The sequence below is a fragment of the Rhizobium grahamii CCGE 502 genome (assembly GCF_000298315.2).
Taxonomy (GTDB): domain Bacteria; phylum Pseudomonadota; class Alphaproteobacteria; order Rhizobiales; family Rhizobiaceae; genus Rhizobium; species Rhizobium grahamii.
Genome location: NZ_AEYE02000008.1, coordinates 40,256 through 66,598, shown reverse-complemented (window position 1 = coordinate 66,598; position 26,343 = coordinate 40,256). Strand labels below are relative to the sequence as shown.

30 protein-coding genes are annotated in these 26,343 nt (G+C 62.5%); 12 read left to right on the top strand and 18 right to left on the bottom strand.

Annotation, left to right across the window (positions count from 1 at the left end; genetic code table 11):
* Positions 1-35: 35 nt before the first annotated feature.
* Together RGCCGE502_RS06115 and RGCCGE502_RS06110 are read left to right on the top strand one after the other, a co-directional pair.
* Entirely contained in the window at positions 36-1,250 is a 1,215-nt protein-coding gene (locus tag RGCCGE502_RS06115) for an MFS transporter (RefSeq protein ID WP_040674057.1), read from the top strand.
* A 95-nt stretch (positions 1,251-1,345) separates the two neighbouring features.
* Positions 1,346-1,738, top strand: coding sequence for a GFA family protein (locus RGCCGE502_RS06110; protein ID WP_016553295.1), 393 nt, complete (start codon positions 1,346-1,348; stop codon positions 1,736-1,738).
* A gap of 3 nt (positions 1,739-1,741) precedes the next feature.
* Here RGCCGE502_RS06110 and RGCCGE502_RS06105 read toward each other — a convergent pair whose 3' ends face one another.
* The 8 genes from RGCCGE502_RS06105 to RGCCGE502_RS06070 all read right to left on the bottom strand — a co-directional run bounded on the left by RGCCGE502_RS06105 (position 1,742) and on the right by RGCCGE502_RS06070 (position 8,106).
* Complete coding sequence (locus RGCCGE502_RS06105; RefSeq protein WP_016553294.1) at positions 1,742-2,155, bottom strand: DUF3168 domain-containing protein; 414 nt, start codon at positions 2,153-2,155, stop codon at positions 1,742-1,744.
* A 99-nt stretch (positions 2,156-2,254) separates the two neighbouring features.
* Positions 2,255-2,590: a phage head closure protein gene (locus RGCCGE502_RS06100; RefSeq protein WP_016553293.1), complete on the bottom strand. Its 336-nt coding sequence runs from the start codon at positions 2,588-2,590 to the stop codon at positions 2,255-2,257.
* Positions 2,590-3,159: a head-tail connector protein gene (locus RGCCGE502_RS06095; RefSeq protein ID WP_016553292.1), complete on the bottom strand. Its 570-nt coding sequence runs from the start codon at positions 3,157-3,159 to the stop codon at positions 2,590-2,592. Before RGCCGE502_RS06095 ends, RGCCGE502_RS06100 begins: the two co-directional genes overlap by 1 nt.
* 76 nt (positions 3,160-3,235) lie before the next feature.
* Complete coding sequence (locus RGCCGE502_RS06090) at positions 3,236-4,495, bottom strand: phage major capsid protein (protein WP_016553291.1); 1,260 nt, start codon at positions 4,493-4,495, stop codon at positions 3,236-3,238.
* Positions 4,496-4,507: 12 nt separating this feature from the next.
* A complete protein-coding gene (locus RGCCGE502_RS06085) occupies positions 4,508-5,092 on the bottom strand; it encodes an HK97 family phage prohead protease (protein ID WP_016553290.1) in 585 nt (194 codons plus the stop codon).
* 34 nt (positions 5,093-5,126) lie between these two features.
* Positions 5,127-5,444 (bottom strand): DUF6107 family protein, encoded by a 318-nt coding sequence (locus tag RGCCGE502_RS06080; RefSeq protein WP_037134447.1) that lies wholly within the window; start codon positions 5,442-5,444, stop codon positions 5,127-5,129.
* A 174-nt stretch (positions 5,445-5,618) separates the two neighbouring features.
* A complete protein-coding gene (locus RGCCGE502_RS06075; protein WP_040674055.1) occupies positions 5,619-6,776 on the bottom strand; it encodes a phage portal protein in 1,158 nt (385 codons plus the stop codon).
* A gap of 73 nt (positions 6,777-6,849) precedes the next feature.
* Positions 6,850-8,106 (bottom strand): sensor domain-containing diguanylate cyclase, encoded by a 1,257-nt coding sequence (locus tag RGCCGE502_RS06070; RefSeq protein WP_016553287.1) that lies wholly within the window; start codon positions 8,104-8,106, stop codon positions 6,850-6,852.
* Between the two features lie 220 nt (positions 8,107-8,326).
* Here RGCCGE502_RS06070 and RGCCGE502_RS06065 point away from each other — a divergent pair, with 220 nt between their 5' ends.
* Complete coding sequence (locus tag RGCCGE502_RS06065; protein WP_016553286.1) at positions 8,327-9,307, top strand: SDR family oxidoreductase; 981 nt, start codon at positions 8,327-8,329, stop codon at positions 9,305-9,307.
* A 55-nt stretch (positions 9,308-9,362) separates the two neighbouring features.
* Here the strand turns inward: RGCCGE502_RS06065 and RGCCGE502_RS06060 are convergent, their stop codons facing one another.
* Complete coding sequence (locus RGCCGE502_RS06060; RefSeq protein WP_016553285.1) at positions 9,363-9,671, bottom strand: Dabb family protein; 309 nt, start codon at positions 9,669-9,671, stop codon at positions 9,363-9,365.
* A gap of 19 nt (positions 9,672-9,690) precedes the next feature.
* Entirely contained in the window at positions 9,691-10,377 is a 687-nt protein-coding gene (locus RGCCGE502_RS06055) for a glycoside hydrolase family 19 protein (protein ID WP_016553284.1), read from the bottom strand.
* A 150-nt stretch (positions 10,378-10,527) separates the two neighbouring features.
* On the opposite strand from RGCCGE502_RS06055, the gene RGCCGE502_RS38705 reads away from it, so the two are divergent.
* Positions 10,528-10,659 (top strand): hypothetical protein, encoded by a 132-nt coding sequence (locus RGCCGE502_RS38705; RefSeq protein ID WP_016553283.1) that lies wholly within the window; start codon positions 10,528-10,530, stop codon positions 10,657-10,659.
* Positions 10,660-10,662: 3 nt separating this feature from the next.
* Here RGCCGE502_RS38705 and RGCCGE502_RS06050 read toward each other — a convergent pair whose 3' ends face one another.
* Positions 10,663-12,129, bottom strand: coding sequence for a DNA-packaging protein (locus RGCCGE502_RS06050; RefSeq protein ID WP_016553282.1), 1,467 nt, complete (start codon positions 12,127-12,129; stop codon positions 10,663-10,665).
* A 43-nt stretch (positions 12,130-12,172) separates the two neighbouring features.
* Positions 12,173-12,742 (bottom strand): hypothetical protein, encoded by a 570-nt coding sequence (locus RGCCGE502_RS06045; protein ID WP_016553281.1) that lies wholly within the window; start codon positions 12,740-12,742, stop codon positions 12,173-12,175.
* Positions 12,743-13,003: 261 nt separating this feature from the next.
* On the opposite strand from RGCCGE502_RS06045, the gene RGCCGE502_RS06040 reads away from it, so the two are divergent.
* Positions 13,004-13,348 carry an MmcQ/YjbR family DNA-binding protein gene (locus RGCCGE502_RS06040; RefSeq protein ID WP_040674090.1) on the top strand — a complete coding sequence of 115 codons (345 nt, stop codon included), beginning with the start codon at positions 13,004-13,006 and terminating at the stop codon, positions 13,346-13,348.
* A gap of 6 nt (positions 13,349-13,354) precedes the next feature.
* Here RGCCGE502_RS06040 and RGCCGE502_RS06035 read toward each other — a convergent pair whose 3' ends face one another.
* Positions 13,355-14,266 carry an SDR family oxidoreductase gene (locus tag RGCCGE502_RS06035; RefSeq protein ID WP_040674089.1) on the bottom strand — a complete coding sequence of 304 codons (912 nt, stop codon included), beginning with the start codon at positions 14,264-14,266 and terminating at the stop codon, positions 13,355-13,357.
* Positions 14,267-14,369: 103 nt separating this feature from the next.
* Between RGCCGE502_RS06035 and RGCCGE502_RS06030 the strand changes: the two genes are divergently transcribed.
* Entirely contained in the window at positions 14,370-14,924 is a 555-nt protein-coding gene (locus RGCCGE502_RS06030; RefSeq protein WP_016553278.1) for a TetR/AcrR family transcriptional regulator, read from the top strand.
* A 7-nt stretch (positions 14,925-14,931) separates the two neighbouring features.
* Here the strand turns inward: RGCCGE502_RS06030 and RGCCGE502_RS06025 are convergent, their stop codons facing one another.
* On the bottom strand, positions 14,932-15,420 hold the full coding sequence (locus tag RGCCGE502_RS06025) for a YcgN family cysteine cluster protein (protein WP_040674087.1): 489 nt from the start codon (positions 15,418-15,420) through the stop codon (positions 14,932-14,934).
* 183 nt (positions 15,421-15,603) lie between these two features.
* On the opposite strand from RGCCGE502_RS06025, the gene RGCCGE502_RS06020 reads away from it, so the two are divergent.
* Together RGCCGE502_RS06020 and RGCCGE502_RS06015 are read left to right on the top strand one after the other, a co-directional pair.
* Positions 15,604-17,742 (top strand): transglycosylase domain-containing protein, encoded by a 2,139-nt coding sequence (locus RGCCGE502_RS06020; RefSeq protein WP_016553276.1) that lies wholly within the window; start codon positions 15,604-15,606, stop codon positions 17,740-17,742.
* A gap of 387 nt (positions 17,743-18,129) precedes the next feature.
* A complete protein-coding gene (locus tag RGCCGE502_RS06015; protein WP_016553275.1) occupies positions 18,130-19,830 on the top strand; it encodes an adenylate/guanylate cyclase domain-containing protein in 1,701 nt (566 codons plus the stop codon).
* Positions 19,831-19,939: 109 nt separating this feature from the next.
* On the opposite strand, the gene RGCCGE502_RS06010 is transcribed toward RGCCGE502_RS06015, so the two are convergent.
* Both RGCCGE502_RS06010 and RGCCGE502_RS06005 read right to left on the bottom strand, forming a co-directional pair.
* The gene (locus RGCCGE502_RS06010) at positions 19,940-20,662 is read right to left on the bottom strand and encodes a DJ-1/PfpI family protein (RefSeq protein WP_016553274.1); all 723 of its coding nucleotides are present in this window, start codon (positions 20,660-20,662) and stop codon (positions 19,940-19,942) included.
* A 363-nt stretch (positions 20,663-21,025) separates the two neighbouring features.
* Entirely contained in the window at positions 21,026-22,432 is a 1,407-nt protein-coding gene (locus RGCCGE502_RS06005; protein WP_016553273.1) for a DUF1254 domain-containing protein, read from the bottom strand.
* 262 nt (positions 22,433-22,694) lie between these two features.
* Here RGCCGE502_RS06005 and RGCCGE502_RS06000 point away from each other — a divergent pair, with 262 nt between their 5' ends.
* Together RGCCGE502_RS06000 and RGCCGE502_RS05995 are read left to right on the top strand one after the other, a co-directional pair.
* Complete coding sequence (locus RGCCGE502_RS06000) at positions 22,695-23,282, top strand: DUF1214 domain-containing protein (RefSeq protein WP_016553272.1); 588 nt, start codon at positions 22,695-22,697, stop codon at positions 23,280-23,282.
* Positions 23,275-23,829, top strand: coding sequence for a DUF1254 domain-containing protein (locus tag RGCCGE502_RS05995; RefSeq protein WP_016553271.1), 555 nt, complete (start codon positions 23,275-23,277; stop codon positions 23,827-23,829). The genes RGCCGE502_RS06000 and RGCCGE502_RS05995 overlap by 8 nt, the downstream gene beginning before the upstream one ends.
* Positions 23,830-23,839: 10 nt before the next feature.
* Here the strand turns inward: RGCCGE502_RS05995 and RGCCGE502_RS37135 are convergent, their stop codons facing one another.
* Positions 23,840-24,007, bottom strand: a complete 168-nt coding sequence (locus RGCCGE502_RS37135; RefSeq protein WP_016553270.1) for a hypothetical protein — start codon at positions 24,005-24,007, stop codon at positions 23,840-23,842.
* Between the two features lie 518 nt (positions 24,008-24,525).
* On the opposite strand from RGCCGE502_RS37135, the gene RGCCGE502_RS05990 reads away from it, so the two are divergent.
* Both RGCCGE502_RS05990 and RGCCGE502_RS05985 read left to right on the top strand, forming a co-directional pair.
* Complete coding sequence (locus RGCCGE502_RS05990) at positions 24,526-24,732, top strand: hypothetical protein (protein ID WP_016553269.1); 207 nt, start codon at positions 24,526-24,528, stop codon at positions 24,730-24,732.
* A gap of 200 nt (positions 24,733-24,932) precedes the next feature.
* Positions 24,933-25,946, top strand: a complete 1,014-nt coding sequence (locus RGCCGE502_RS05985; protein WP_040674052.1) for a DUF2336 domain-containing protein — start codon at positions 24,933-24,935, stop codon at positions 25,944-25,946.
* 6 nt (positions 25,947-25,952) lie between these two features.
* Here the strand turns inward: RGCCGE502_RS05985 and RGCCGE502_RS05980 are convergent, their stop codons facing one another.
* On the bottom strand, positions 25,953-26,309 hold the full coding sequence (locus tag RGCCGE502_RS05980) for a DUF1491 family protein (RefSeq protein ID WP_016553267.1): 357 nt from the start codon (positions 26,307-26,309) through the stop codon (positions 25,953-25,955).
* Positions 26,310-26,343: the final 34 nt, after the last annotated feature.

The window sequence follows — 26,343 nt, the reverse complement described above, 5'->3', positions numbered from 1 at the left end:
TGCTCGCCCCTACCCCACTCGCGTCAAAGCCCGCCATGTCTCGATCCATCCCCCTGCGCTCGGTGCAGACAATTGCAGTGATTGCCGTCACGCAGTTGATCGGCTGGGGCACCACCTTCGACATGCTCGGCGTCATGGGCCGCGTCATCGCGCCGGATCTCGACTTGCCGAACGAGGTGGTCTTCGGCGGGCTGAGCATCATGATGGTCGTCAGCGCCCTTGTCGGCCCCGCGACGGGCCGCCTGCTCGCCCGACATGGAGCCGCGCGCGTGCTCGCTGCCGCCTCGATTACCTTCACGATCGGCCTGCTGGTGTTGTCCGCCGCGCACGGCCTCATCCTCTACGGGCTTGCCTGGATTGCCATCGGCGCCGGCGGCGCCTTCGGTCTTTCCGCTCCGGCCTATACCGCCGTCGTCGAGCGCGCCGGACCTGACAGCAAGCGGGTGATTGCCATCCTGATGCTGTTTACCGGTCTTTCGAGCGCGATCTTCTGGCCGATCCTCAGTGAGCTCAACACGAGCGTCGGCTGGCGAATGACGTTTCTCATCTGCGCGGCGCTACAGTTCTTAGTCTGCCTGCCTCTGCATCTTTTCGCCCTGCCGAAGCCGATCGCCTTTGCCGCGGATGGCAGTGCCGCACAGGAAACGCCGGTGCCGCTATCGCCTGCGGGACAGCGCAAGGCGTTCCTGCTAGTTGCCGCGGCAACGACGATCTCGCCCTTCGTCACCTTCGGCGTATCGCCCTCGCTGCTCGAAATATTCCGCCAGTGCGGCGCCTCGCCTGTGCTGGCGCTGCAGCTCGGCTCGGCGCGCGGCGTGATCGGCATTTCCGCCCGCTTCCTCGACATGCTCCTCGGCCGTCGCGGCAATCCGATCCTCAGCGCCGCAATGGGCGTGAGCCTGATGGTATTCAGCTTCGTGATGATGCTGGTGGTACCGCCGTCGACGCCGCTGCTGATTACCTTCATCCTGCTCTACGGCTTCGGCTCCGGTGTCATGACCGTCGCCCGCGCGCTGCTGCCGCTCGCGCTGTTTTCGCCGCGCGAATTCGGGCTGCAATCGGCCCGCCTGTCGCTGCCGCAGAACCTCGCCAACGCCATCGCACCCGTCGTTTTCACGGCGATCCTCGATCGCGCCGGTGCCGGAACCGCAATCGCGACCTGCGCCGGGCTCGCCGTCATCTCGCTCGGCTTCGTGCTGATGCTGGCTGCGCAGGTCAAGGCAGCGAACCGGGTATACGAACCGGCTTGAGATGCAGGCAGCTGCGGCAACGGGCGGGACATCTGAGATCACTGCCCCATCTTCAAACCAAGCAGTCCATCGCTTGATCCTGGAGGAGAAGCAACATGAACCGGTTCACTGGCGGCTGCCGTTGCGGGAATGTCCGCCTCGTGGCAACTGGACACCCCTATCGGGTCGGTATTTGCCATTGTCTCGACTGCCGCAAGCATCACGGCGCGCTTTTCCACGCGTCTGCGATCTTTCCTCAGGATGCGGTGACGGTCGAAGGCGAGACAGGCGATTACGACGGGCGGTTCTTCTGCCCCCGCTGCGGCTCCCCGGTTTTCGGACGCTCCGCCGATGAGGTCGAAGTAAACCTCGGCTCGCTCGATGCGCCCGATCAGTTGAAGCCAACCTACGAACTTTGGACCATTCGCCGCGAAGCGTGGCTACCGCCGTTTCCCTTGTCGAGACATTACGAACGTGATCGCGACGCCACGAGCCGCTTCGAGGAGTAGGCGCTACGCAGCGCCGATCGGCTCCGTCACGGCCCGGAAGCGCAGCTCGGCGACATGGAGTTTCGTCTTCGCTTCGCGCCGGCTCTGTGTCTTGACATGCAAAAGGCTGACGAGGTGGTGCTGACCAAGATCGAGTGCCGCATCCTGCAATAGGGAATGAAGACGCGAGGCGACCAGTTGCGCCCGTTTTCGCCCACCGGCATCGCTCCAGATTTCGAGCGAGAGCAGATGCTCTTCGCCTCCTTCCGTCGAGGTCGAATAGTCGTTGCTGACGAGTTCGCCGATCAGCACACAAGGGAGCTTTCGTCCGGTCACCAGCCGATCGCGGATACCGTCCTCGCCGATCATGCCGAGAAGCTCGGCATCTCCGGTCAGGCGGGCATGGATCGCCGTCAGCAATTCATTGGCTGCGCTCATGGCTCTCGCCCCCCTTTGCCTGCGCCTTACCCGCAGCGTCTCGCGCCACCCGCGCCAGGATCTCCGCCAGATCGCGGAGCGTAATCGCCAAAGCGGGGCTCATCGTCCTTCCTCCTCGCAGAGGCAGCAGAGGTAACGGGCGGTTTCGTCAGGATCGCGCCAGATGCCGATGGCAAACAGCCGGTCGCCATTGCGCAGCCGCATCCCGGCCCTGATGTCGCTGCGAAACCGCAACCAGATACGGTGCGTCAGCGTGAAGACATCAGCGCCCGCCCGCTCCTCGCGGACCTCGCTCAGCGGCTCGATCCGCGCCCAGACGGAGGCGACCGATGCGAAGACAATGCTCGCGCCACCCTGCCCGTCCGGCGTCTCTTCCGGCGCCTCCAGCTCGAGCCGCGCGGTCATCTGGCCGGGATCGAAGAAGACGGACCGCATCAGAGCCTCCGCATCAGGAATGGCGCAACCAGCCGGTCGTAACCAACAGGTATGTCCGCCGGCTGATCCTCGACGGCCACCGCGCCCCGGAAGGCAAACATCTGGGCGACATGCATCAGCATCGCCCGCTTCAGCGTGTCGGGAACTTCCGCACCGCTTTCTCCGAAACCGGCGGAAAAATCGATCTCGATGCCGTTCGCGGCGATAGCGGGATTCGTACTTCGATCGAGCACCAGACGCGCCGGCCGGGCATTGCCGTCGAGCACATGGCCGCTCGCGGGCAATACCACTTCCGCACCCGCCTCATCGTAAATGCTCAGGCTTTCAATGGCTTGCACCGGCCCCTTGGCAATCTGAATCACGCGGTCCTCAGGTATCGATTCAAGATGGAGGCGCCACACCTGAGTGATCAGGCAGAGGCCCGTCGCGCGTTCCAGATGCTCGCGTGCGACGCGGATCAGCGAGGATAGCAGCCCATCTTCGTTGCCTTCGTCAAGCCGCAGGTGAGCCTTCACCTCGGCAAGCGTCAGGGCTTCCGCCACCGGTGGGGTAATCAGTGCATAAGTCATGGACGATCCTGAATTGGTGTGACGCAGGCATGTTCGGCAGGCGGATGCGGATGTGATCGCACCCGCCCTGCCTCGGTCAGCTCACGGCGAACTTGATGAGCTTGATCGCCTCGAAGTTCTGCACCCCGCCGCCAACGCGCTTGGTCGTATAGAACAGCACGTAGGGTTTGGCGGAATAGGGATCGCGCAGCACGCGCACGCCGGTGCGGTCAACGACGAGATAGCCGGCGCGGAAATCCCCGAAGGCGATCGACAGCGCATTGGCCGCGATATCGGGCATGTCCTCGGCCTCGACGACCGGGAAGCCGACCAGCGAAGCCGCCTCGCCCGCGGTCGCCGGCGGCTGCCAGAGATAGCGCCCATCACCGTCCTTGAGCTTGCGCACCTCGGCCTGGGTCTTGCGGTTCATGACGAAGTTGGCGTTCTGGCGATGACCCGCCTTGAGCGAATAGATCGTATCGATCAATGTGTCGGAGGCGCCCGTCGTCTTGAAGGCGCCGGCAGCACCCGTTGCTATATAGCCGAGATTACCCCAACTCCAGGCGCTGTCGGCGACCGCGGTATAGGCAAGAAAGCCCTTCGGCTTGTTGGTGCCGTCTCCGTTCACGAAGGCGGTGCCCTCCTGTTCGGCAAAGACGGTGTCAACCTCGCTCGAAATCCAGCCTTCGATATCGACCGCGGCATCGTCGAGCAGCGCCTGCGTTGCCGCCGGCATGGCATAGAGCTCCATTGTCGGGAAGGAGAGTTCGGCAAGCTGGGCGCTCGATGTCTGCGGACGGGCCGCCGTTTCGGCCACCCAGCCGGCCGCCATGCCCGAGGTCGCGAACGGCTTCTTCAGCACCGAGCCCGAGACCTGGCGCACGGTCGCGAGCGAGCGGATTGGCGAGACGACGGAGAGCCGGCGGCCGATCTCGGTATCGGTTTCCGGCGGCACGAGATACCCGCCATCGCTCCCCGTCCCCGCCGACATCGCCTTCGCCTCGAGCTCGCGCAAGCCGGCCTCGTCGCCGCGGCGGATATACTGCTCGAACGCCGCCTTGTGCTCGTTCGCCTCAATGCCGTTGCCGCCGCCTCGACCGAGCGGCGGGCGCGCCTTCTTCAGCGCCAGCTGGTCGAGCACCTTCTTCTGCTCGTCCATCGCCCTGCTGATGCGGTCCATCTTGTCGCGGGTGACGACATCGGCCGTCAGCTTTTCCTCAATCTCGCCGAGGCGGCGGTCGTTGGTGTCCTTGAAGGCTTCGAAGGCCTCCATGAATTCGTCGAAGGCCGCCGTCATTTCGGGCGCCGCCTTGATCTCCGGCGCGATCCTCGAACCTGTCTCATGCATGTCGGTCATGTCCCGTTTTTCCTATCTGAAGGTTTCTGTCAGCATCATCCGGGCGGCCCGGCGCATGGCGCGGACCAGCTCGGTCTCCTTGTCGCGGAACCACCGCGCATTCTTGATGTTCTGGACGCGCGCCGAAGGCAGCATCGGGAAGGTGACGATCGAGATTTCCCAGAGGTCGGCTTCGAGAATGCGGCGCACCCCCGACTTGGCGTCGGTCTTTGCCCGCACCGTGCGGAACCCGATCGAAAGCCCGTCGAGCGCGCCGTTCTTCAGGAGCTGATGCACCTCGCGCGCCCGGGCCACGCCGTCGGCAAGCATGCCCTCGACATAGAGGCCGCGACTGTCCTCGCGGATCGTCTTCCAGGCGCCGATCGGCTCGGCCGGGTCATGCTGGAAGAGCATACGTACCCCGCCCGCGCCGCGCTCGGCGAGCGATTTACGAAAGGCACCGCGTTCGATCGCATCCTTGCCGAGATCGACTTCACCGAAGACGCTGGCATAGCCGGAAAAGCTGCCGTCGCGCCTCAGCCCCCGGAGCTCGAGATTGGCGAACTTGCGCGTATCCGCGCCCATGGGTGATCGCGCCAGCGCGCGGCTTGCGGTCATGATGCTCTCCTCGTTGTAGATTGTTATGCCCGGGCTAGCGTCCGCGTGCGCCGTATCGTCCGGCGATGCGCGACAGGATGCCGAGGCCCCACCAGGCGCAAAGGCTTGCCGCCGCCGATCCCGACAGCACGACCTCCGAGGCCGAGAGGCGATCCGCCAGCGCCAGTCTTTCGGCGATCCAGATGCCCGTCGGCCCGCCGAAGATCGTGCCGCAGGCAAGGCCGGTGAAGAAGCGGCTCGCAGCCTCCCGCCGGCTTTTCGGCAGGAGATAGACGAGCGACACCGCCGCCCCAGCCGATGCACCGAGCGCCCTGGTCGCCCAGAGCCCGGCATCGTTGGAAAGGTCTGTCATCGCAGGGATCCTTGGTTGACGAAGAAGGACACCCCAGCCGGCGATCACGCTTCGCAGCGCCGATTTCAGGGTGTCGTCCTCGCGCTTCAGCGAATCTTTTGAATCGCTTGTTTGCTTTTGCTCGAACATTGAGTCCGGGCGCTCAGAGTTTGATTCATGCGGCGGTGCAGGTTTTCAGTACCCCACCGCCTGCCGCTTCTCCTCGTCGCTGAGGAATGCAGCGCTTCCCACCCGCGTCCACAGCTGGTCACGCTCGGCAGCAAGCCCGGCGACCCTGTCGAGATCGGGCTCCAGCCGCAGGCGGTCCTCGTAGTGGCCGGAGAGCCAGGCGGAGAGCGAGGCGGCGGTGCGCGTCAGCATTGGCAGCACGGTCAGCCGGTAGAAGGCACGGTTCGCCTCCTGGTAATTGGCATAGGTGTTGTCGCCGGGAATACCGAGCAGCATCGGCGGCACTCCGAAGGCGAGCGCGATGTCGCGGGCAGCACCATTGCGGGCTTCGACGAAATCCATGTCCTTCGGCGACAGTCCCATCGACTTCCAGTCGAGGCCGCCTTCCAGGAGCAGCGGACGTCCGGCGCGCATCGGGCCGGAATAGCCTTCGTCGAGTTCCTGCTTCAGCCGCTCGTACTGGTCGGGCGAGAGATTGCCGCCCTCCTTCGGCTGGTAGACCAGAGCGCCCGATGGACGCGCCGAATTGTCGAGCAGCGCCTTGTTCCAGGTCGCGGCCGCATTGGAGAGATCGAGCGCCACCTGCGCTGCCGCCAGCGGCGGGAAACCGAGATGATCGTCGAGGGGATGGAAGAGTTTCAGGTGCAGCAGACCAAGCCCCTCCGTCTCCGCCGGAAAGCGGCGCACGGAACCGCCGGCGCGATAGTCGTAAGCCTCGGGCCAACCATCCCTGCCCTCGACGATACCGATGCGATCAGGCCGCAGCAGATGCAGTTCGCGCAGGTTTCCGCCGACCAGCAGCGGCTCGACATAGGCATTGCCCGACAGCAGCAGGTGCCCATAGAGCGCCTCAAAGAAATCGGGGCCACCCATGCGTCCGTTCGGCTGGCCGAGCAGCGAGAGGATGGCATGATCCGGCCGCTCGCGATCGCCCTCGTAGAGCAGCCACGGCACCGAGGCCGCGGCTTCCGCGACCAGCCGGACACTGCGATGCGCGACCGGGTTTTTCATGAAGCCCTCGCGCGACAGCGCGGCATAGGAGCGGCCGGTCCAGCTCGCCCGCCCTTCCGCGGTCAACGACATGAAGCCGCCAGCGGCCTTTTTCTCAGGCACGGCTTTGCGACCCGCCGCGGAGCCCCACGGCAGCAATGATCTCAATCTCATGGTTGGTATCCTGGAGTTAGGCGGACTCTCAAGCCTGCGGCGTGATGGCAGCCAATCGCAGGTGAAAGCCCGATCAGGCCTTGAAGGCGACTTCTATGGTTTGCCGGTCCTGCGCCACGATCCGGCATTTGGTCTCGAAACCCTCGCCCTTGATCATCAGGACGAATTCCGGAGGTATGCCAGCGGAACTGGAAACGGAGAGCCCCGCGCTGTCGGTGCCGAGCGACCTTATGGTGCAATCGATCGTCGAGCGGTGGTCGTTGAAAATGATGGACCCTGCTTTCAGAACGCGACGGCGAGAGCCGGTCGGACCATCAGCACCGATGGAGTTCCACGATACGCATCGGTTTCGGCCGTTATGCTTGGCGTGGTACATCGCGGCATCGGCCTGGGCCAACATCGTCTCGATGTCCTTGGTGATGATCGAAAGCGCCGAAATGCCGAAACTTGCCGTCACGTTCAATTCGCCGAAGGTTCCTCGGATCGGCCGGGACGCGACAGCAATCCTTACCTTTTCGGCGACGGCGGCTGCCCCTTCGCGATTGATGTGCGGAAGGAGGATGGCAAATTCCTCTCCCCCGAGCCGGCCGAACAGATCCCCCGCCCGCAGGTTCGCCTTGCAGGTTTCTGTGACCGCGTGAAGCACCTGATCGCCCGCAGCGTGGCCATGGGTGTCGTTGACGCTCTTAAAGTGGTCGATGTCCAGAACAACGCAGGACAGGTCATGCTGGTGTCTCAAGGCAAGCGACAGAAGTTGATCGGCCTCCTGCCGAAAGGCGCGGCGGGTAAGCGTGCCCGTCAGGCTATCGGTTGCTGCCGACTGCAGCAGCTCGATCCGGTCCATCGCGACGCCCGCCATCTCGTGCAGAACAGAAAGATCCCTGGAACTGAATGATCTGGGGCGGCGATCAATCGCACATACCGTTCCGATAACGTGGCCAGCCTTGGTTTTCAAAGGCACGCCGGCGTAAAACCGTATGTGGCTTTCTCCCGTTACGGCCGGATTGTGCGCGAACCGCGGATCGTGGGTCGCATCCTGCACGACAATCGGCTGCTCACGGTCGACCACATATCGGCAGAACGTATCTTCAAGCGGAACCTCGTCGGCAGTCAGCCCGGAACACGCCTTGTACCATTGCCGATGCGCGTCGATAAGGGACACCAGGCCGATCTCGACCGCGAAGATCTCCTTGATCAACCGCACGATGCGCTCAAAGCCTTCGTCTTTCGGGGTATCGAGGAGGTCAAGCTGCTCCAGCGCCGCGAGACGCTCGATTTCCCGCTTTTTCGCGTCCAAGGACGACGTCCCGAAAGCCCTCACAACCACCATGCAGCATCGCTCCTAGCCCAGCTGAGATAGCATGCGTCTCATACATTCGTGAAGAAATTCAATACCGCTTTCCCCATCACATTATCGATGGCTTGTCAGAGTGGGACGGGAGATGCAGCCTCCTCGGCCATAGCCTAGCCAGATTTACGCGAGACGTCCGAGTCCTTTCACGCTATGAAGGTGACCCTAGATCCCGCCTGTCAGATACCGAGGTTTCCAGATGGCTTTGAAAGTCCTTTTCATTGGCGGCACCGGCCAAATCTCTTACCCATGCGTCGAGCGCGCCGTTGCCGAGGGTCATGATGTCAGCGTTTTCAACCGCGGCTTGAGACAAGACCCTTTGCCCGCGGGGGTGACCTCGATCGTCGGTGAACTTGGATCGACCGCCTACGCGGATCTCGCCAAGGCCAATTTTGACGTCATATGCCAGTTCATCGCCTTCACGCCCGACCAGATTGCACGCGACATCGAGGTGTTCGCCGGCCATTGCGGTCAGTACATCTTCATCTCTTCGGCCTCGGTCTACGAGAAGCCGCCGCGTCACTATGTGATTACCGAGAAGACACCGGCGATCAATCCGTACTGGCCCTACAGCCAGGCCAAGATCGCTTGCGAAGAGCTACTAGCGAAATCCGATCATTTGGCCTGGACGATCGTCCGCCCCAGCCACACCGTCCGTACGGGACTGCCGATCATGATGGGCGACAGTGACATCATGGCAAGGCGCATGCTGGACGGCGAGCCCACCATCGTTGCCAGCGATGGCCACACACCCTGGACCCTGACCCGCTCGGTCGATTTCGCAGTGCCTTTCGTCGGGCTTTTCGGCAAGCAGGCGGCGCTTCGCGATGTTTTCCACATTACATCCGACCGCGCTCATATCTGGAACGATATCCAAAGGGCGATCGGCAGATTGCTTGGCGTGGAAGCCAAGATCGTTCACGTACCGACCGACACCCTGATCAAGTATAATCCGGCCTGGGAAGGTCCCCTGATCGGCGACAAGGCCTGGACTGCGATCTTCGACAACTCGAAGGTCAAGCAAGTGGCGGGTGACTTCACCTGTGCCGAAAGCCTCGATGAGATCCTCGCAGAGCCCATCATGCACCTGAAGCAGCGCCTCGCCAAGAATCGCCCGCCAAAGGGCGAACTCGACGCCTTGGTCGACAGGATCTGCACCGCGCAGAGCGCTCTCGGCTAGGCATGGTGTCTAAGCTCCATCCCCGACGCGCGCGTTGGAGGGGCAGGCTACAGCATCACCGCAGCGGCCGCTTCACCGCCCCATCGCTCTCGTAATCCGCCGCCATCCGCATTTCGCGGATCGGGCGCACGAGGGCGATCGATCGCTGATAGTCTGGATGCGCCTTGTAGGCGGCAAGGGCGGCCTCATCGTCGAACTCGCCGTAGACCACGAGGTCGACATCCGTGCCGAGCTGGTCGGTCTTGAGGTTGGTGCCGATCTCCAGCAGGCGAGCGTGCGGGATCGCCGTCAGGATCGACAGGCCGGCGCGCACCTTTTCCAGTTGCTCCGCGGGCGCTGTGAAGAAGACGATGTGGCGGATCACGCGGAACTCCTGTCAGGGTCTAGCCTAAGACCCGCGCGATAGCACGCAGCAGCCAGGCCTTCAACCGCGCAAGCCACCCTGCCGGCTGCTCGCGGCGGATGGCCGCAAGGAAGGTCTTGCCGTAGCCGGCGAGCTTTTCGGCCCGGTCTGTGCCGTTGACGATGCGGCGGGCATTGACCCAATCGTCACTCGTCTCGTTCAGATGATCGGCAAGCTTGTGATTGGCAAAGGAGCCCTGCACCATGCCTTCGATCAGGATCGAAACGGCGGCGTCCATCTCCATCGCCCGGTCCGGCTCGGCAACGAGGTCGATACCGGTCAGCTTGCTCATGGCCTCGTAATTGCGCTTGTGGGTCAGTTGCACCAGGCCGCGGCCGAGCCAGCACTTGCCGTCCTCGTCAGGACGCCAGTAGGGCGTCTTCACCCAGGAGAGCTTGCCCGATGCATAGGCGTTCTCCAGGATCTCGATCGCCCGGGCGTCGGTGGTCGCCAGCGTCTCGCGCACCGGCTGCATCGTAAAGGCAGTTTCGTGGTAGGCCGTCGCCAGGATGTAGGCGAGCCAACGCGGATCGGCATCCGGCATCCGCGATTCCCAGAAATCGAGAATCGCCGTCATGCCCTCCACCTGCGGCTGATTAAGCACTCCCTTGAACAGCGCGTCGCGCACCCTGTCGAAGAAGAAGGGCCTGTCGATGTGGATAACCATGAATGTCAGCCTCAAAAGTGGTACGGCGTTCTGCGCCTCAATCGATTAAAATTAGTTCAATCGTTTAAAGTGTTTAAGCGCCTGATTTACAGATAGTTTAAGCCGTGCCAGTGATTAACTCACCGTTAAATCCAGCCCTCGGAGGAGAGCATGCAGCAGCCGGCCAACAGCAATCAGCCGACCATTCCCCAGCATGTCGTCGACCAGCTCGAAAACGAGTGGCGTCAGGTTCGCCCGGAACAGCAGACGCCGCGCCCGTCACAACAGCAACCTCAACGCTAGTCCTCAAATACCCCTCACCCGGGGTTCTCCATTTCCCTCCAACATCAGTGCCGTCAACGCCCAGACCAGCGCGTCCAGCCGGTCGGGCGAACGGCCTGATGAAAGTCCGTCCGGGCCGAAGTCGCACATCTGGTCTTCCAGCGCGACGAAGCGTCCGGCATGGGCGACCCGCCCCTGCTCGTAGAGGGCCGCGACCGGTTCGGCTCTCAAGTATTTACCGCGCGTCGCGCGCACGGTCGAGACCGGCAGGCTTTCGTCGATGCTCTTCAGCATCGACGCCACCATGTCGCCGCCCTGGTTGATTTCGGCGACCACCCGGTCCGCCGAAAATCGTCGATAGGCGCGCACCACCGCACCCGCCCAACCGGCCGGGCTCGTGCCCTGAACCGAACAATCGGCAAGCACAACCGCACGCCCCGACGCCTCCAATCCCGCCACGACGATGCCGCAGCAGGACTGCGCGCCGGCCGCCGCCGGCGGATCGACTGCAACGACGATGCGCCTCAACTCGCCCGTGAAGCGAATCGCGGCGGCCTCGATCATCTCGCGCCGCCAGAGCGCGTCTTCGCGATCCTCTATCAGCTCGCCGTCGAGTTCCTGACGCCCGAGCCGCGTGCCGCCGTAGCGATGCGCCAGCGCATCGATGAAGCCCGGCGCCAGATTGGCCGCGTTGGCAAGCGTGCTGATCCGCGTCAGCCGTGTACCTGCATCAGCAATCAATTCCTTCAGCAGCGGCACCGGCCGCGGCGTCGTCGTCACTAGCTGGCGCGGATGGCTGCCGAGGCGCAGGCCGAATTGCAGCATGTCCCAAGTCTCCTGCCCGTGCTTCCATTTCGCCAGCTCATCGCACCAGGCGAAATGAAACTGCGGCCCACGCAGGCTTTCCGGATCCTCGGACGAGAAGATCTGCGCCACCGCGCCGTTCGGCCAGACCAGCCTGCGCCGCGAAATCTCGAACTCCGGACATCCCCGCCGTGCAATGCGGCAGATACCGGAGACGCCGTCGATCATCACCTCGCGCGCATCGCCGAGCGTTTCGGCAATCAGGGCTATCCGCAGATAGGACCGCCGCTCGGCGCTCGCCAGCGCATGGATCCATTCGGCCCCCGCCCGCGTCTTGCCGGAGCCGCGCCCGCCAAGGATCAGCCAGGTACGCCAGTCACCCACAGGCGGCTGCTGTTCGAGACGGCCGGAAAAACTCCAGAGACCGTCGAGCGGGTTCCAAAGCCCACGCTCGTCGGCAAACTGTACCAGCGGGTCGTCCATGGGCATCCGCTCCGCCGGTTCCGCAGCCCCGTCCGGCCGATCAACCTCGGTCGGACAGGAGGGCCCGGAGGTTGCGAACGGCATCGCCGCTGGGCGCATCTCCGTCGCCAGGGTCGCGCCCTGCCGCAAACCAGCCGCCACGACCGTCCGAACCGTTGTCCGTTCCGCTGCGATGACGGTGATCTCCTTGCCATGCCGCGCCATGGTTTTCTCAAGCCGGCGCCGAAGAGACCGCGACGCCTGACCCTCAGTCGGTATTGGCCTGGCGAGCGTCGCCGGCAGCGGCGTCACCTTGACCGGGAGGACCGGCAGCCTGCCACTCGGCAAGCAATTGCCGCGCCCGCTGTTCCGCCAGCTCGTCGATGCGCTCAAGAAACCGCTTCTTCGCATCCTCAAGCCCCATCGCAGCGTCGCTCTCTTCCGCGGCCAGCTCGCGATCGCGCGCGATCTGCCGCTGCAGCTGATCGACCTTCTCCAACGTCCGCACGATCAGCGACATGGCATCGGTCGCCGCCTTCAGATCGGCGCGCGCAAGCTTCGCCGCCGCCTCGTCGCCGCCTGTGGACGCCGCTTCCGCCGCCCGCCGCAATTCGCGGAAGGCACTGAACTGGTCGCGCATCTCCGCCGTCATCTCGTTGAGCAAGATCCGCAGCTCCTCGGCAGGTGAGGCCGGACCGGACTTGATCTCGAGGAAACAGGCCTTCGCCGCCACCCTCGCCTCGGCGTCGTCCGCTTCAAGATGCAGCGGATCGCCGTAAACACGCCTCCGCGGCCAGAAGCCGTAAAGCTCCGGTTCGAAACTCTCGATATCGATCATCGGGAACCCCTCAGGCGGCCAGTTTTTCCCTGGCGACCAGAAACACAAAAGCCGGGTCGAACGCCCGGCTTGCAAATCCGGAAAGCTTGGGGCCAAGCACTTCGCCACGCCCGCAACTTTCCGACTATGCCATAACCCTATCAAACGACCGTCACGCCGTCAAGGATTATTTTCCTATAATCTGAAAATTTTCCGAAAGTACCGGCTGTTTGAGTTTTTCTGATTGGCCCGCATCCATCAGCATGTGCTAATTTTATGACCATGAACCAGGAAGAGCTCATTTCCTTTGCGCTCAGCCTGCCGGAGGCGGTCGAGAGCGCGCATCACGGCACCCGCGATTTCCGCGTGCGCAGCAAGATATTCCTGACGATGCCCGAGCAGGACTACTGTGTCGTCCGCCTGACGCCGGACCAGCAGCATATGACGTTGGCGGTGGCGCCCGACGATACGGCCGCCGTCCCGGGCGGCTGGGGGCAGCGCGGCTCGACCCGGCTCTTCTACGGCAAGGCGAACGACGAACTGGTGCAGGATCTGGTACGCAGGTCGTGGCAGAACGCGGCGCCGAAAACGCTGCAAAGACAGTTCGTTATCATTCCCTCCGGCTAAACTTGTTCAACGGTAGTCGGTGGCGTCGGCGGGTTTGCCCGCGTCCATCACCTCGTCCATGTAGCGCCAGCAGTCCGGTCTCGAGCCGTCCAGGTCGTCAAAGCCGTAGACCTTCGCAAGCCCGCCGCTCGACAGCGACTGGCCGTTCCAGCGGGCGCGTTCGGGATCGGCAGCAAGGGCCGCCACCGCCCGGCCGGTGAAGCGCGGTGTCTCGGAGATGACGAAATGCGGCTGCACTGATGTCGCGTCGCGCCAGTTCTCCTCGGTGACGCTGAAGATATCGAGCATCATTTCCGAGCGCATCCAGCCGGGCGTCAGCGCCACCGCGGTTGCGCCGTGCGGCGCGAGATCCTTCGCGTGCGCCCAGGCCATGCGGATCACGCCGGTCTTGACGAGGTCGTAGTAGGGGCAGAGGCGGTAGTGCGTCGCGTTGTATTCGGCGGTGCCGTCGGTCAGTTCGACCAGAAGCCCGCCGGGACGCTCGATCATCAGGGCCAGCGCGAAATGCGCGGTGATCAGATGGGTGTCGATCGCCAGCCGCAGCATGTGCAGGCCCTTGTCCAGCGAGTGCTCCCAGACCGGCTTGTTCCATTCCGTCAGGTGCTCGCCGCCCCAGATATCGTTGACCAGGATGTCGAGCCGGCCCTGCTCCCGGCGGATGCGCGCGACCAGCGCCTCGACTTCCGCAGGCACGGTATGATCGACCCGAACCGCGATCCCCTGGCCGCCCGCAGCGGTTACCATCTCTGATGTCTCCTCGATCGTTTCCGGGCGGCCGTATTCCGACTGCTGTGCCCGCGTCGTGCGGCCGGTAACGTAGACGGTGGCACCGGCAGCGCCGAGTTCCACGGCAATGCCGCGACCGGCACCGCGCGTGCCGCCGGCCACGAGGGCAATCTTTCCTGAAAGCGCTGCCATTTGCATGTCCTCCACACCAGAGCACGCCACTGGATTTTCACCATTCAGCTTGAATATAAACGAACGTTCGTTCATATTCGTTGTGAACGCAAGAGGAAATTTCATGCCGCGCCCCCGCACGCTTTCGGACGAACAGCTTCTCGACATGGTGCTCGGGCTCGTCCATGCGGAAGGCCCCGATGCGGCGAGCTTCGGCGCGGTGGCGAAGATCAGCGGCCTCTCGGGCTCGACGCTGGTGCAGCGCTTCGGCACCAAGGCGGCGATGCTGCGGGCCTGCCTGTTGCGCGCCTGGGACCGGCTGGACATGGAAACGGCCCGGCTGGTCCAGTCTGTTCCCCAAACGCCCGAGGGCGCCATCGACCTGCTCGCCGGACTTTCCAAGGATTACGGCGAGGATGCCGCATCTTACGCGGAAGGCCTGTTGGTACTACGGGAGGATCTGCGCGATCCCGCATTGCGCTCACGCGGCGCGGCCTGGGGAAAGACACTGGCCACAGCGCTCGACCGATGCCTCGGCGCCCAAGGCAAAACTCATGTTGGACGGCTGATGCTCTCCCAGTGGCAAGGCTGCCTGCTCTGGTGGGGTTTCGAGCCGCAGGGCTCGATCGAGGACTATGTTCGCGGCGAGCTAAGGCGATTTCTTAGCTCGATCGCCTAGCTCGATGCTACTTGGCAGTCTCCGGCGCCTGCGCTTGCGCCTCGTCGCCCACCGTCAGCGGCCAATCCACCACGTAATCCTCGAAGTCGTCGACCTTGACCTCGGTTTCGCTGATCGTCCGGCCGCGCGCCGAAATACCGGCGGCATGCACGGTCTCGGGATCGCCTGAGACCAGCGGATGCCACCAGTAGAGATCGCGGCCCTCGTTGATCAGCCGATAGCCGCAGGTCGGCGGCAGCCAGGCGATGTCATCGACGTTTTCCTTGGTGAGCTGGACGCAATCGGGGACGAAATCCCAGCGGTTCTCGTAGGAAGAACAGCGACAGCTCTGGTCATCGAGCAGCTTGCAGCGGATCGAGGTGAAGTAGATATCGCCGCTATCCCACTCCTCGAGCTTGTTGAGACAACAGAGACCGCAGCCGTCGCATACGCTCTCCCACTCGGTCGTCGTCATTTCGGCGAGCGTCTTCGTCTTCCAGAAGGGTGTTTCTTCCATCATTCCGTTCTTGCAACAGCTCCGCGCAAAATCGCGTGAGAGCTTCCATTTCTCTTGTTCTTGTCAGGCAAATCAACCAATGATTCACCAAGCTCCGGTTACTCCGGGGCACTGTCGGCAGATTTGCCATAGTCCGGCGTCAGGTTCGTCCGGCGTCGAACTGATCGGGCGGGAATATAAGACGTGACGGATCCGGACAATCCAGAAAAACGGCCGCGCAAGCAACGCCACCTGCTTTTGAAGATCGACTCGTGGATCGATTCGACCATCTGGAACGCCGGTTTTCGCTCCGCCGAGATCTGGGAAGACATCACCATCTTCTTCCGCCGCTTCCGCGTTCGTGGTTGGAAGCGCATCGTCTTCGAACTGGCCGGCGAAGGCCTGACATGGGGGTCCGTCGGCGCCGTCCTGATGCTCGCCCTTGCCCAGCCTGCCTTCGAGGCTACCAAGGAAGATTGGCGCAATCGCGGCGACTACGCCGTCACCTTCCTCGATCGCTATGGCAACGTCATCGGCCATCGCGGCGTCATCCACCAGAACTCCGTACCGATCGACGAGCTGCCCGACGCGCTGATCAAATCGGTGCTGGCGACCGAGGACCGGCGCTTCTTCGATCACTTCGGCATCGACGTCATCGGTCTCTTCCGCGCCGTGGTGACCAACGCCCAGGCCGGCGAGGTCGTGCAGGGCGGCTCGACGCTGACGCAGCAGCTCGCCAAGAACCTGTTCCTCTCCAACGAACGCTCGATCGACCGAAAGATCACGGAAGCCTTCCTGGCGCTGTGGCTCGAAGCCAACCTCTCCAAGAAGGAGATCCTCTCCACCTATCTCGACCGCGCCTACATGGGCGGCGGCACGTTCGGCGCTGCCGCGGCGGCGCAGTTCTACTTCGGCAAGAGCATCACCGACGTCAATCTGGCCGAGTCCGCCATGCTCGCGGGTCTCTTCAAGGCGCCGGCGAAATATGCGCCGCACGTCAACCTGCCGGCGGCGCGCGGTCGCGCCAACGAGGTGCTGACCAACCTCGTGCAAAGCGGGTTGATGACCGAGGGCCAGGTGATCGCCGCCCGACGCAACCCGGCAACGGTCGTCGACCGCAACCAGGTGGAATCGCCCGATTTCTTCCTCGACTGGGCCTTCGACGAGGTGATGCGACTGTCGCCGCGCTTCCACCAGCATTCGCTGGTCGTTCGGACCACGATCGACATGGGCCTGCAGAGTGCGGCGGAAGATTCCGTCGAGACGTCGCTGCGTGAATATGGCGAGAGCTACCACGCCAAGCAGGGCGCGATGGTCGTGCTCGAGAACGGTGGCGCTGTGCGCGCCATGGTCGGCGGCCGGGATTATGGCGAGAGCCAGTTCAACCGCGCCACCAAGGCGCTGCGCCAGCCGGGCTCATCGTTCAAGGTCTATACCTATTCGGTGGCGATGGAGAGCGGCATGACGCCGGATACCATCGTCGTCGATGCGCCGATCTATTGGGGCAACTGGAGCCCGCACAACTACGCCAACAAATATGCCGGCCGCGTCACCATCGCGACTGCTATTGCCCAGTCGATCAACACCATCCCGGTGCGGCTTGCCAAGGAAAAGCTCGGCATCCAGCCGATCCGCGCCATGGCGAAAAACCTCGGCGTGGAATCGCCGGTGCGTGACGACGTGACCATCCCGATCGGCACCTCCGAGGTGACCGTGCTCGACCAGGCGACCGCCTATGCCGTCTTCCCGGCAGGCGGCTACCAGTCGCGCCGCCACGGCATCACCCAGGTCCTCGACTACGGCGGCGACGTTCTCTACGACTTCGACCGTGACGAGCCGCCCGCCAAACGGGTGCTCTCCGAAAAGGCCGATACCTACATGAACCAGATGCTGTCGCGCGTCCCCTACGTCGGAACGGCGCGAAAGGCTGCGCTCGACAACGGCATCCTGACGGCAGGCAAGACCGGCACGACGCAGGCCTACCGCGACGCCTGGTTCATCGGCTATACCGGCAACTACACGGCCGCCGTCTGGTTCGGCAACGACGACTACACCTCGACCAACAAGATGACCGGCGGCTCGCTGCCCGCCATGACCTTCAAGCGCGCCATGGATTATGCCCACCAGGGCATCACGCTTCGGCAGATCCCCGGCACGCAGCCGCTGCCGCCCGACAAGAACGCCAAGACCGTTGCCGCCGCCAAGCCGGAGGAAGGCAGCCCGCCTCCCCTCGTTCGGCCGCGGATGCTCTCGGTCGAGTCAACCCGCATTCTCAAGGATCTTGGGCAAGCGCTGAAGACGGCCCCGCCGCTGGCGGCGCAGAAGGTGGCGAGCGCCGACTGAGATCCACTGGCTTGACCTTGGCCGCCACCGGGCGATCCCGAACAAGCGGCGCATTGCGGCCTAGTGTCGGCGAAATCCGTGTCGAAGACACAGGCCAAGCCGATAACACCATCGTCGTTTTCACGACCGACAATGGGGCAGAGGTCTTACCTGGCCCCAGTTCGCCTCTTTGCCTTTTCGGCGCCTTGGGACCAAATAGAGACCGATGGAACCGTCCGCTTTCCGTGGATACGCATGTCCGTGTCGTCCACCTCGACGCCGGCAGCCACAAAGTAAGATGACGGCTCGATGGAGGTGGAGATCGCCCGGACATTAACTTTTACCGCTTATTGACTCACCCGCGGTTGAACAATAACTTCCTAACTCAGTCGTTAGGCTTGTCCTCACATGACGGACCAATCTCTTCAGCGTCGCCTTGCCGCCATCGTCGTTGCCGATGTGGTGGGATTTTCACGCCTGATGGAGGCTGATGAAGTCGCAACGCTGGCGAACCTCAAGGAACTCCGTTCTGGCGTTATCGAGCCGGCGGTGATGCGCAACAACGGTCGCATCTTCAAGGTCATGGGCGATGGGTTCTTGATCGAATTCGCTAGCGCGGTGCATGCGGTCGCAGCAGCATTGGAAATGCAACGGGCCACCTCTGCTGTTTCCGGAGACCGGCGCCTGCTTTTGCGTGTAGGCGTCAATCTGGGAGATGTCGTTGACGACGGTTCAGACGTCCTCGGCGACGGCGTCAATGTCGCGGCGCGCCTCGAGACGCAGGCCGCGCCGGGAGGTATCTGCATTTCAGCCAACGTTCACGGCGAGATTGTCGGCAAGATCAGCGACCGGTTCTTTGATGGAGGCGAACGCTACCTGAAGAACCTGACCCGCCCGGTTCACGTGTGGCATTGGCCGGATGCGCTGCAGAGCATGTTGCCGCTGCCCGAGTGTCCCTCGATCGCTGTATTGCCGTTCACGAACATGAGTGGGGATGAAGAGGACGTGCCTTTCGTCGACGGCTTGACCGAAGACCTGATTATCGACCTTTCCCGTACGGCTGGCCTGTTCGTCATCGCGCGCAATTCCGTGAACGGCTACAAGGGCAGACCGGTTGATGTACGGCTGGTCGCCCAGGACCTCGGCGTCCGCTACATCCTCGAGGGGAGCGCCAGACGCGCAATGGGCCGCGTCCGCATCAAAGCCCAATTGATCGACGCGCTTGGCGGCCAGCAATTGTGGGCCGACCGGTTTGACAGGACGGTGGAAGATGTTTTCGAGCTACAGGATGAAGTCAACGCAAAGATTGTTGAAGCCCTCGTCGGCCGACTGACCATCCCGGCGCAGCGCAATCGGCCGAAGAACTTTGAGGCCTACGATCTATGCGTGCGCGCCCGCCGCCTGACGGAAGAATCGCCGCAAACTGAGCGTGAGGCCTATATGCTGCTCCAACGCGCGGTTGAGCTCGAGCCATCATATGCCGAGGCCCTCGGTCTGCTCGCCTATAACCGTTGGCTTGCCTGGGCTCATTTCGGCGAGCCCGAAGATCCTAACCGTCGGATGGCGGCGACGTTCGCGCAGGAGGCAGTCGAGCTAGATCCCAACGATGCCGGCTGCCGTTACGTTCTAGGGACCATTTTGGCTTATGAGCGGCGATGGGAGGAATCGGAGGCCGCCTTCGCCAAGGCCTTGGAACTGGACCCCAACCACGCCGACACCTGGGCCGCCATGTCGGACATGTCCGTGCTGGACGGCAGGGTTGCCGACGGACTAGCGCAGATCGAAAAAGCTCTGCGGCTCAATCCCTATCCAACCTGCTGGTATCTTTGTCATCTCGGGCAGGCGCAATACGCCGCGCGTGACTATGAGGCGGCAACCGCGACGCTCCGCAGGGAAGACACGTATCGTACCAACTCACGCAAATTCCTGGCTGCCGCGCTTGCGCAGTTGGGCCAACGTGAGGAGGCACGGCGAGAAGCAGAATTGTTCCTGATCGCCCACCCTCATTTCACAATCGGCCATTGGCTCAACTCCCAGCCGCTGCGCGACGCATCTGTACGAGACCACTTTGTCGACGGCTTCCGAATGGCCGGCCTGCCGGAACTGTGACAACAGCTGGCCCGAACGGGCCGCCGGTCTACGCTCCTGGGTCTGAGCATGCATTATCGCAAAGCATCCGGCTTGCGCTGGCAAAATTTCAGCGGAAAGAGCGCCGCCCTCAGGGAACGCCCGGCGCTGCCCGCTTCTCCAGTGCCTTTCTGATCGCCGTATGGCTGCTCTCATTTCGCTGCACCATCAGCGACGTTGCCGCTGCGCTTGCCTTGTCGGGATGGCCCGCGTCAAACGGGGGTGAAGGATCATATTCGATCCCCAGCTGAATGGCCTGGGCGACCTCGGGCCCGGCAACTTCCGCAACGACGCTGAAAGCGAAATCGATCCCCGCCGTGACACCGCCTGAGGTGACAACGTTGCCATCGCGCACAATACGTCCCTCTTCGTGGATCGCACCGACCAGTGGAAGCAGGTCGACATAGGCCCAATGCGTCGTCGCCCGCCGCCCCTTCAGCAATCCGGCTGCCCCGAGCAGAAAGGCACCGATGCAGACCGACGTTACATAGGTTGCCTGCCTCCCCTGCCGCCCAACGAAATCGACCAGTTCGGAATCCGCAAGCGCCTCCATGAGGCCGGAGCCACCCGGCACGCAAAGCAAGTCGAGCGCTGGGCAAGTCTCAAATGTGTCGGTCGGCAAGAAAGCAAGACCGCGATCACTCGAGACCGGCTGCAGGGTCTTTGCGACAACGTGGGTCTTAACGTCAGGGAATTTGCTTGGGACTGAAAGCGAGGGCGGTGTTCCGAGCCTGCTCAAGACCTCGAACGGCCCGGTGAAGTCAAGCTGCGTAATCCCGGGAAAGATCACGAAACCGAGGTTGAAATCGGACATGCTGCATCCTCCCCCCATAGGCACATACAATGGCGATCATAGCACTCTAAACAAGCCTGCAACGCGGAGAATTAACCGCTCTCCCATGACATTCGGTGCGCCAGGGAACCGCGCCAGACCGTTCGAAGAGGGCCCGGGCCTTACCGCCACGGTCGGGATCGCCGGTGTGTTAGACCTGAGCATGCCGTCAAACCGCGCGGCCCGTTGCCGGAGGTGTTTGCGACAACTCGCGAAATGCGAACAAAATGCCGATGAAGCAGAGAAGAATGATGAAAAGACCAGGTCCCCATTTTGCGAACCTGAATCCATTTGTCATGCATCATCCTCCAAGCGAGGTGAACCATCCGCGTGCCTTCAGCGACACTATTTGTCCACGCGGACGACATCCGCCAGTACCCATTTCTTCTCAAAGAACTCCTTGGTCGGGCCATAGGCGCGGAACATCAGCTCGAACTTCCTTTTCGGATCCGTCGGGACCCAGTTCGCCTCTTTGCCTTTCGGCGCCTTGGGGCCAAAAAAGAGATCGATGGAACCGTCGCTATTCTTGGCAAGCTCTGGAATTTGCGACGAGCGGCTGGCACGCGACACGTTCTTGATCAAGGCGTGCGTCTGCCGGTCATAGGCCGTCACCGACCAGTACTGCTGAACAGGGACATCCGGTGGGACATTCAGCCGGTAGGTGGCGCGACCGTCGAACTCGCGTCCATCCTTGTCGCGGATCGAGATCGAATAGAATTGTCCCGCGCCAAGCCGTTTGAGACCGATATAGGCGTAGCTGTAGGCGACGCCGCGGTGATCGACCGGATAGGCATTTTCCTCGTCGAAGCCACGTCCGCCGGCCTGGATCAGGTCCGGATAGGTTGGAAAGGTCCAGCGGCTCTTCTCGCTGAAGAACGGTGGAAATCCGGCATCATACTTTGCCTCGAGCAGCAACTGCGCGTCCTTCATGCCCTTGCTCAGCAGGGATTTCATCTGCTGATCCGGTTCGAACGGTTTGCCCTTCTCGATACCGAGGGATTTCAGCTGGTCGATCATCACGCGATCGCGCACGATCCATGGTTCTTCCTGAACGACGCGGTTGAGGTTCTCGAAGAAACTCGCATCCCATTTGATCGTGGAATCGAACAGAACATCCTTTACGTCGCTGAAGACCGTTTCCGGCGGATTGCCGGAGGCCGACAGCGGATAGATTTTCAGCTTCTTGCCGTAGTCGATCGAAGCCCGAACATCCGCGTCACCGTGACTGGCAAGGTTCGAGCGAAACAGCATGTAGCCGCCGTAGATCTCCGACTGCAACGGTATGAACCCGTCCGGCAGCTTTTCCTTATAGCCCGGCGGCAGCACCACGAACTTCCCGCCCTTGCCCTTGTCGATGCCAAGCAAACCGGCGTCCTCCAAAGGCAACTGCCATGCCGTCACGATGTTGCCGTTGAACGACGCCTTATCCTCCGCAGGCGGGAGATCCAGAACCACCGGGCCATCCTTGGTGGTGAAGAACACCATGAAGTACAGCGCGTCCGGATTGGGGGTCAGGGTCTGGTTCCGCCAATCCAGCGGGCGACCCCAATAGATGACCTGCCCCACCTTGCCCGGCGTCTTGGCAAGCATCTCCTGGCGCATCAGATCGTAGTTGACCACCGGGAGCCCCCAGACGACCGCCTGAACTGCCTTCCGCTCGATCTCCTTGTCGAACACCTGCTGCGTGGATTTATCTGCTGCCAGAGCAGGAGCCCCGAGCAGCAACAGGCACAGTAGCGCGACGAACCTCATGGCATCCTTCCTCCAACACATGCTGCGGAGTAGATTCTCGGGCGGCGCCACGCGGAAGTACGTTACGGTAAATGCGGTCGTAAAATCACCGTTGATGGAATCTGCCACACGGGCTTGGCCGCAGGCCATCGCTGAGCCTCTGCCGAAACAGCCGCGCCTGTTCGTTTTGGCTGGGATATGCCGCCCCCTGCCGCCTGCGCCATTCCGCATAACTAGAATCAGTGGTAACCCTTTCAACTGATTTGTTTCTCAAGGGCGCATAGTGTTTCGGTTTCCTCTCTTCATAGCGATGACGCTGATTATCGCCTTTGGTGGCGGGATCATGATTTCGCTCTACGCGCTGAACGCGACCGCCGGTTTCGGCGCGATCAAGCTCGGCGCCTGGGAGGCTTTTCCCGAACTGCAAACCGAAAGCGCCGACCCTTACGCGAAGTCGCACCGGGCGCGCGCCGGGCGCCTGCTTTATGGAAATGCCGAAGGCCTGATGTTCACCGCCAAGGTCGACGATGCCGGCGACCGGCTGAACGCCGGCTGTAGCTACCGGATCACCGGGCAGACGCCACCCGCCCGCATCTGGACACTGTTTACCGCTGACAACAGCGGCAACCCGGCGTCGCTGCGACCTGGGCTTCCGGGCGCGATGAATTCCTGGACCGTGCTGCGGCAGGCCGACAGCAGCTTTACGGTCGAGATATCAGCGCATGCGCGCCCCGGAAACTGGCTGGCGTTGCCGGCGGCGGGCACCTTCCAGCTGGTCCTGACCCTGTTCGATACCCCGACCGCCGGCAGCTCCGGTGTCATCGACCTTGCGATGCCGAAGCTAGAGAAGACCGGGTGCGGCAATGCTTAGGATCTTGTTCGCCATCCTCGCGGGACTTTTCGGAGCGGCGCTGCTGCACCTGGTGATCATCCTGTCGCTGCCGCACTTTACCGGCAAGGATGCGGCGACCCGCGTCGCCTCCGAAGGCGATCTCGACAAGTTCTACCTGCTTGGCGCCACCGATGACGCCGCCGGCCTTTCCAACGACGATCCCTTTGTCCGCACCGCCGTCTGCTCGTTCGACATCGAGGAGGCACCGGTTCGGCTGACCGCCAGAGGCAACGTGCCGTTCTGGTCGATCGCACTCTATGATGGGGCGTCGAACGAGGTCTTCAGCATGAATGACAGGACGTCGGTGGGAGGCGCGCTCGATATTCTGATCGGAACGCCGATCCAGCTGACCGAGCTTCGCAAGGCTTTGCCGCCGGATCTGCAAAAGACCATTCTCGTGGAAAGCCCGCGCTCAGAGGGCTATGCGGTGTTGAGGACGTTGGCGCCCCAGACTAGCTTCGATGCAGCCGCGCGCAACTTCCTCGCGGAGGCCGGCTGCGACGAATATGCCGGCTCCTCGAACTGAAGCAATCTATCTATTTCTTGACCCGCGAAACCCGATCTCCAGACGCGCGCTTCGAGCTCTCGGTCAGGCGCTCGTAGCGAACGCCGGTGAAAAGCAGGATCTGCGCCTCGACTGGTTTTCTGCCCTTGCGGCGGCGCGTCTGAGACAGACGGTCCGCCAATGCGACGACTATTGCCATTCTCGTCTCCATGCACGGCCCGAGACGGATGAACTGCGAAATCTCACCCTGCCCGCCTATGCGAGCCAGCGCGTCCTATAAAGCCCGATCGGGCCCCGAGGCATCCGCGCCTTTCTCACGGCACTGTTCGAAATACCGTGATGTGAAACTCGACGACCGAAGCATTCGACCGCCGTGTTCATTTCCGAATTGAGACATATGACGGTTAACAGATGGTTAATTTCATGCGTGAACATTAGCTTCTTCTACGACACGATATAAACGCGCTGTGCCGTGTTTTGGTTTCAAACGTCGCACAAGAAGATTCGGTCCACAACGGCGCAATGATATTAGCATTAATTCATATACTTAACGCAGGTTGTGCCAGCAAGGCCGGTTCGACCTCCTTCGGCGGATTCGTGTCACGAAAATATCAATTGCGGTCGCCGACAATACCGGTATGGTTGTGGTATCGTCGGCAAATCTGAGCCGGCCGGCTGGGCACTGTTCCATTCACAGCGAACAACGAAGGGGCTGAAATGTCTTTGCTTATCGGTTCGACATTTTCCCCCGAGGACCTGGATGTGCTTCGCCATGCACTTGATGCCTGGTGCCTGGAGAAGCGGATCGACATCAAGAGCGCCGAAGCCCAGTTGGCAGCATCCGCGGCGCTGGACCTCTATCAGTCCGGAAACAACAGCGCCGAAAGACTTCTGGCGGCGCTTCGCGGGCATAAAGGGTTGTAGTTTCCCTCAGATATCGAACCTAATGGAGCCCACTGCCGCGCGCCGGTCGACGTGGCACCTTCTGGCACAATTTTAATAAAGTCTTCAGTAACCATTAACCCTGCCCGTGTAGGATTTGTTCATAACCTATGTGGGGTAAGGGGCGTCCCTCCGCGTCCAGTCCTGCGACATCCCTTTTTGCGTTTCCAGGGTGTGTTCTTGTGCGTGACCGGTTCAGAGACCTAGAGGCCCCCTCCGCCAGCCGGAAGAAGGACGTGGTGCTCATGGCGACAGTCAGCAGCTTCGAGGGCTTGCAGCCGCCCACCCGTTCGGAACTGCGCCAATTCGCCGAACTCTTCACGCCGCTGTTTCAGGCTTCCTCCGACGAGGCACGGCGGCAGGCGGTGGCTGCCCTTTCGCAATGCCCGCAGATTCCGGCAGCCGTTGCGCTCTTCGTGGGCTGCCAGGCGATCGATATCGCCGCGCCTTTCCTCACCTCCTCGCCGGCGATTGACGACGAAACCCTGATCACGATTGCGCGCACGCAGGGCAGCGCGCACATGAAGGCGATCGTCAGCAGAGAGGCTCTTTCCCCGCGGGTCATCGATGCTCTGGTCGGGTTGCGGCAGGCTGAACAGCGGCTGGCGGCCCCGCTGGAAGTCGAGCCGCCAAGTATGGCGCCGGAACCACCGGCTGCGACCTCGCTCGAGGATATCGAAGCTGCCGCACGCCGCGCCAGCGAAGAGGAAATGCGCAACCGGATCCGGGAGCTCGCCCATCACGTCGCCCGCCCGGAAGGCGATCGCCTCGGGCTGCGGAACCTTTCCCCAATCCAGGCCGCCCTCCTCGTCCGCTTTGCCCGCAATCGGGAGGCAACGCTCTTCGCCAAGGCGCTTGCCGATGGGCTTTCCGCCAGCCGCTGGCTAGCCGAGCGCATCATGCTCGATATCTCGGGACAGCAGCTTGCGACCACGCTCATCAGTCTCGGCATGGATTTCCTCGACGCTGTCTTCGTTCTCGAAAAGCTCCATCCGCACCTCGCTGAACCTCAGCATAGTGTAACGCGGGCGTGGATGGTGCTGGACGAACTCGATCCGGAAGAGTGCAATGCCCGCGTCGAAGCGTGGCGCCGCGCAGACAGCTATACCTACCTGCCGGACGAGGCAGAAACGGCCCGCTCGGGCCACGAGGTTCCTCCCGCCCGCGACCGGCGCGTTATCGGCCGTACGCGCTGATTTTGGCTATAGCGGGTTCTCGCGCCCGCCGGCGAGTGGGACGATATCTCCGAGGTCTTCGGCTTCAAGCTCGACAATCCAGAGATCCGGGTCGAACTTCCGTTCCCGCTCAAGCATTTCCCTGACCTTATCAGGCTCAGCCCGCATCAAGCGCTGCTCGAACAGCCGCTCACCGCTCGTTTCCTCGTCGAAGAGGCTTTGCGGCGCCGGACCATAGAGCGTCTCGAGACCGTCGCGGAAGTGCTGGCGGATGAAAATGGCGCCAGCTTCGTCGGCGCCCTTTGCCTCGACAGCAGCAAAGTCGCCCCTGGCGAAAACCCGGCGCAGAAGCGCGGAGACGAAAATATCGGTGCGTAATCTCATCGGCGAGCTATAGCAGACAAACGACAGGCGGCAA

Coding starts and splice junctions, on each gene's coding strand:
- RGCCGE502_RS06085 (WP_016553290.1), bottom strand. CDS start 5,092: ATGACCGCAAGCCGCGCGCTGGCGCGATCACCCATGGGCGCGGATACG.
- RGCCGE502_RS06115 (WP_040674057.1), top strand. CDS start 36: ATGTCTCGATCCATCCCCCTGCGCTCGGTGCAGACAATTGCAGTGATT.
- RGCCGE502_RS38705 (WP_016553283.1), top strand. CDS start 10,528: ATGCAGCAGCCGGCCAACAGCAATCAGCCGACCATTCCCCAGCATGTC.
- RGCCGE502_RS06045 (WP_016553281.1), bottom strand. CDS start 12,742: ATGATCGATATCGAGAGTTTCGAACCGGAGCTTTACGGCTTCTGGCCG.
- RGCCGE502_RS06105 (WP_016553294.1), bottom strand. CDS start 2,155: ATGAGCGCAGCCAATGAATTGCTGACGGCGATCCATGCCCGCCTGACC.
- RGCCGE502_RS05995 (WP_016553271.1), top strand. CDS start 23,275: ATGCTTAGGATCTTGTTCGCCATCCTCGCGGGACTTTTCGGAGCGGCG.
- RGCCGE502_RS06095 (WP_016553292.1), bottom strand. CDS start 3,159: ATGACTTATGCACTGATTACCCCACCGGTGGCGGAAGCCCTGACGCTT.
- RGCCGE502_RS06025 (WP_040674087.1), bottom strand. CDS start 15,420: ATGGAAGAAACACCCTTCTGGAAGACGAAGACGCTCGCCGAAATGACG.
- RGCCGE502_RS05990 (WP_016553269.1), top strand. CDS start 24,526: ATGTCTTTGCTTATCGGTTCGACATTTTCCCCCGAGGACCTGGATGTG.
- RGCCGE502_RS06005 (WP_016553273.1), bottom strand. CDS start 22,432: ATGAGGTTCGTCGCGCTACTGTGCCTGTTGCTGCTCGGGGCTCCTGCT.
- RGCCGE502_RS06080 (WP_037134447.1), bottom strand. CDS start 5,444: ATGACAGACCTTTCCAACGATGCCGGGCTCTGGGCGACCAGGGCGCTC.
- RGCCGE502_RS06030 (WP_016553278.1), top strand. CDS start 14,370: ATGCCGCGCCCCCGCACGCTTTCGGACGAACAGCTTCTCGACATGGTG.
- RGCCGE502_RS06075 (WP_040674055.1), bottom strand. CDS start 6,776: ATGAGATTGAGATCATTGCTGCCGTGGGGCTCCGCGGCGGGTCGCAAA.
- RGCCGE502_RS06035 (WP_040674089.1), bottom strand. CDS start 14,266: ATGGCAGCGCTTTCAGGAAAGATTGCCCTCGTGGCCGGCGGCACGCGC.
- RGCCGE502_RS06065 (WP_016553286.1), top strand. CDS start 8,327: ATGGCTTTGAAAGTCCTTTTCATTGGCGGCACCGGCCAAATCTCTTAC.
- RGCCGE502_RS06040 (WP_040674090.1), top strand. CDS start 13,004: ATGAACCAGGAAGAGCTCATTTCCTTTGCGCTCAGCCTGCCGGAGGCG.
- RGCCGE502_RS05980 (WP_016553267.1), bottom strand. CDS start 26,309: ATGAGATTACGCACCGATATTTTCGTCTCCGCGCTTCTGCGCCGGGTT.
- RGCCGE502_RS06110 (WP_016553295.1), top strand. CDS start 1,346: ATGAACCGGTTCACTGGCGGCTGCCGTTGCGGGAATGTCCGCCTCGTG.
- RGCCGE502_RS06055 (WP_016553284.1), bottom strand. CDS start 10,377: ATGGTTATCCACATCGACAGGCCCTTCTTCTTCGACAGGGTGCGCGAC.
- RGCCGE502_RS06010 (WP_016553274.1), bottom strand. CDS start 20,662: ATGTCCGATTTCAACCTCGGTTTCGTGATCTTTCCCGGGATTACGCAG.
- RGCCGE502_RS06070 (WP_016553287.1), bottom strand. CDS start 8,106: ATGGTGGTTGTGAGGGCTTTCGGGACGTCGTCCTTGGACGCGAAAAAG.
- RGCCGE502_RS06050 (WP_016553282.1), bottom strand. CDS start 12,129: ATGGCGCGGCATGGCAAGGAGATCACCGTCATCGCAGCGGAACGGACA.
- RGCCGE502_RS06015 (WP_016553275.1), top strand. CDS start 18,130: ATGACGGACCAATCTCTTCAGCGTCGCCTTGCCGCCATCGTCGTTGCC.
- RGCCGE502_RS06100 (WP_016553293.1), bottom strand. CDS start 2,590: ATGCGGTCCGTCTTCTTCGATCCCGGCCAGATGACCGCGCGGCTCGAG.
- RGCCGE502_RS37135 (WP_016553270.1), bottom strand. CDS start 24,007: ATGGCAATAGTCGTCGCATTGGCGGACCGTCTGTCTCAGACGCGCCGC.
- RGCCGE502_RS06090 (WP_016553291.1), bottom strand. CDS start 4,495: ATGACCGACATGCATGAGACAGGTTCGAGGATCGCGCCGGAGATCAAG.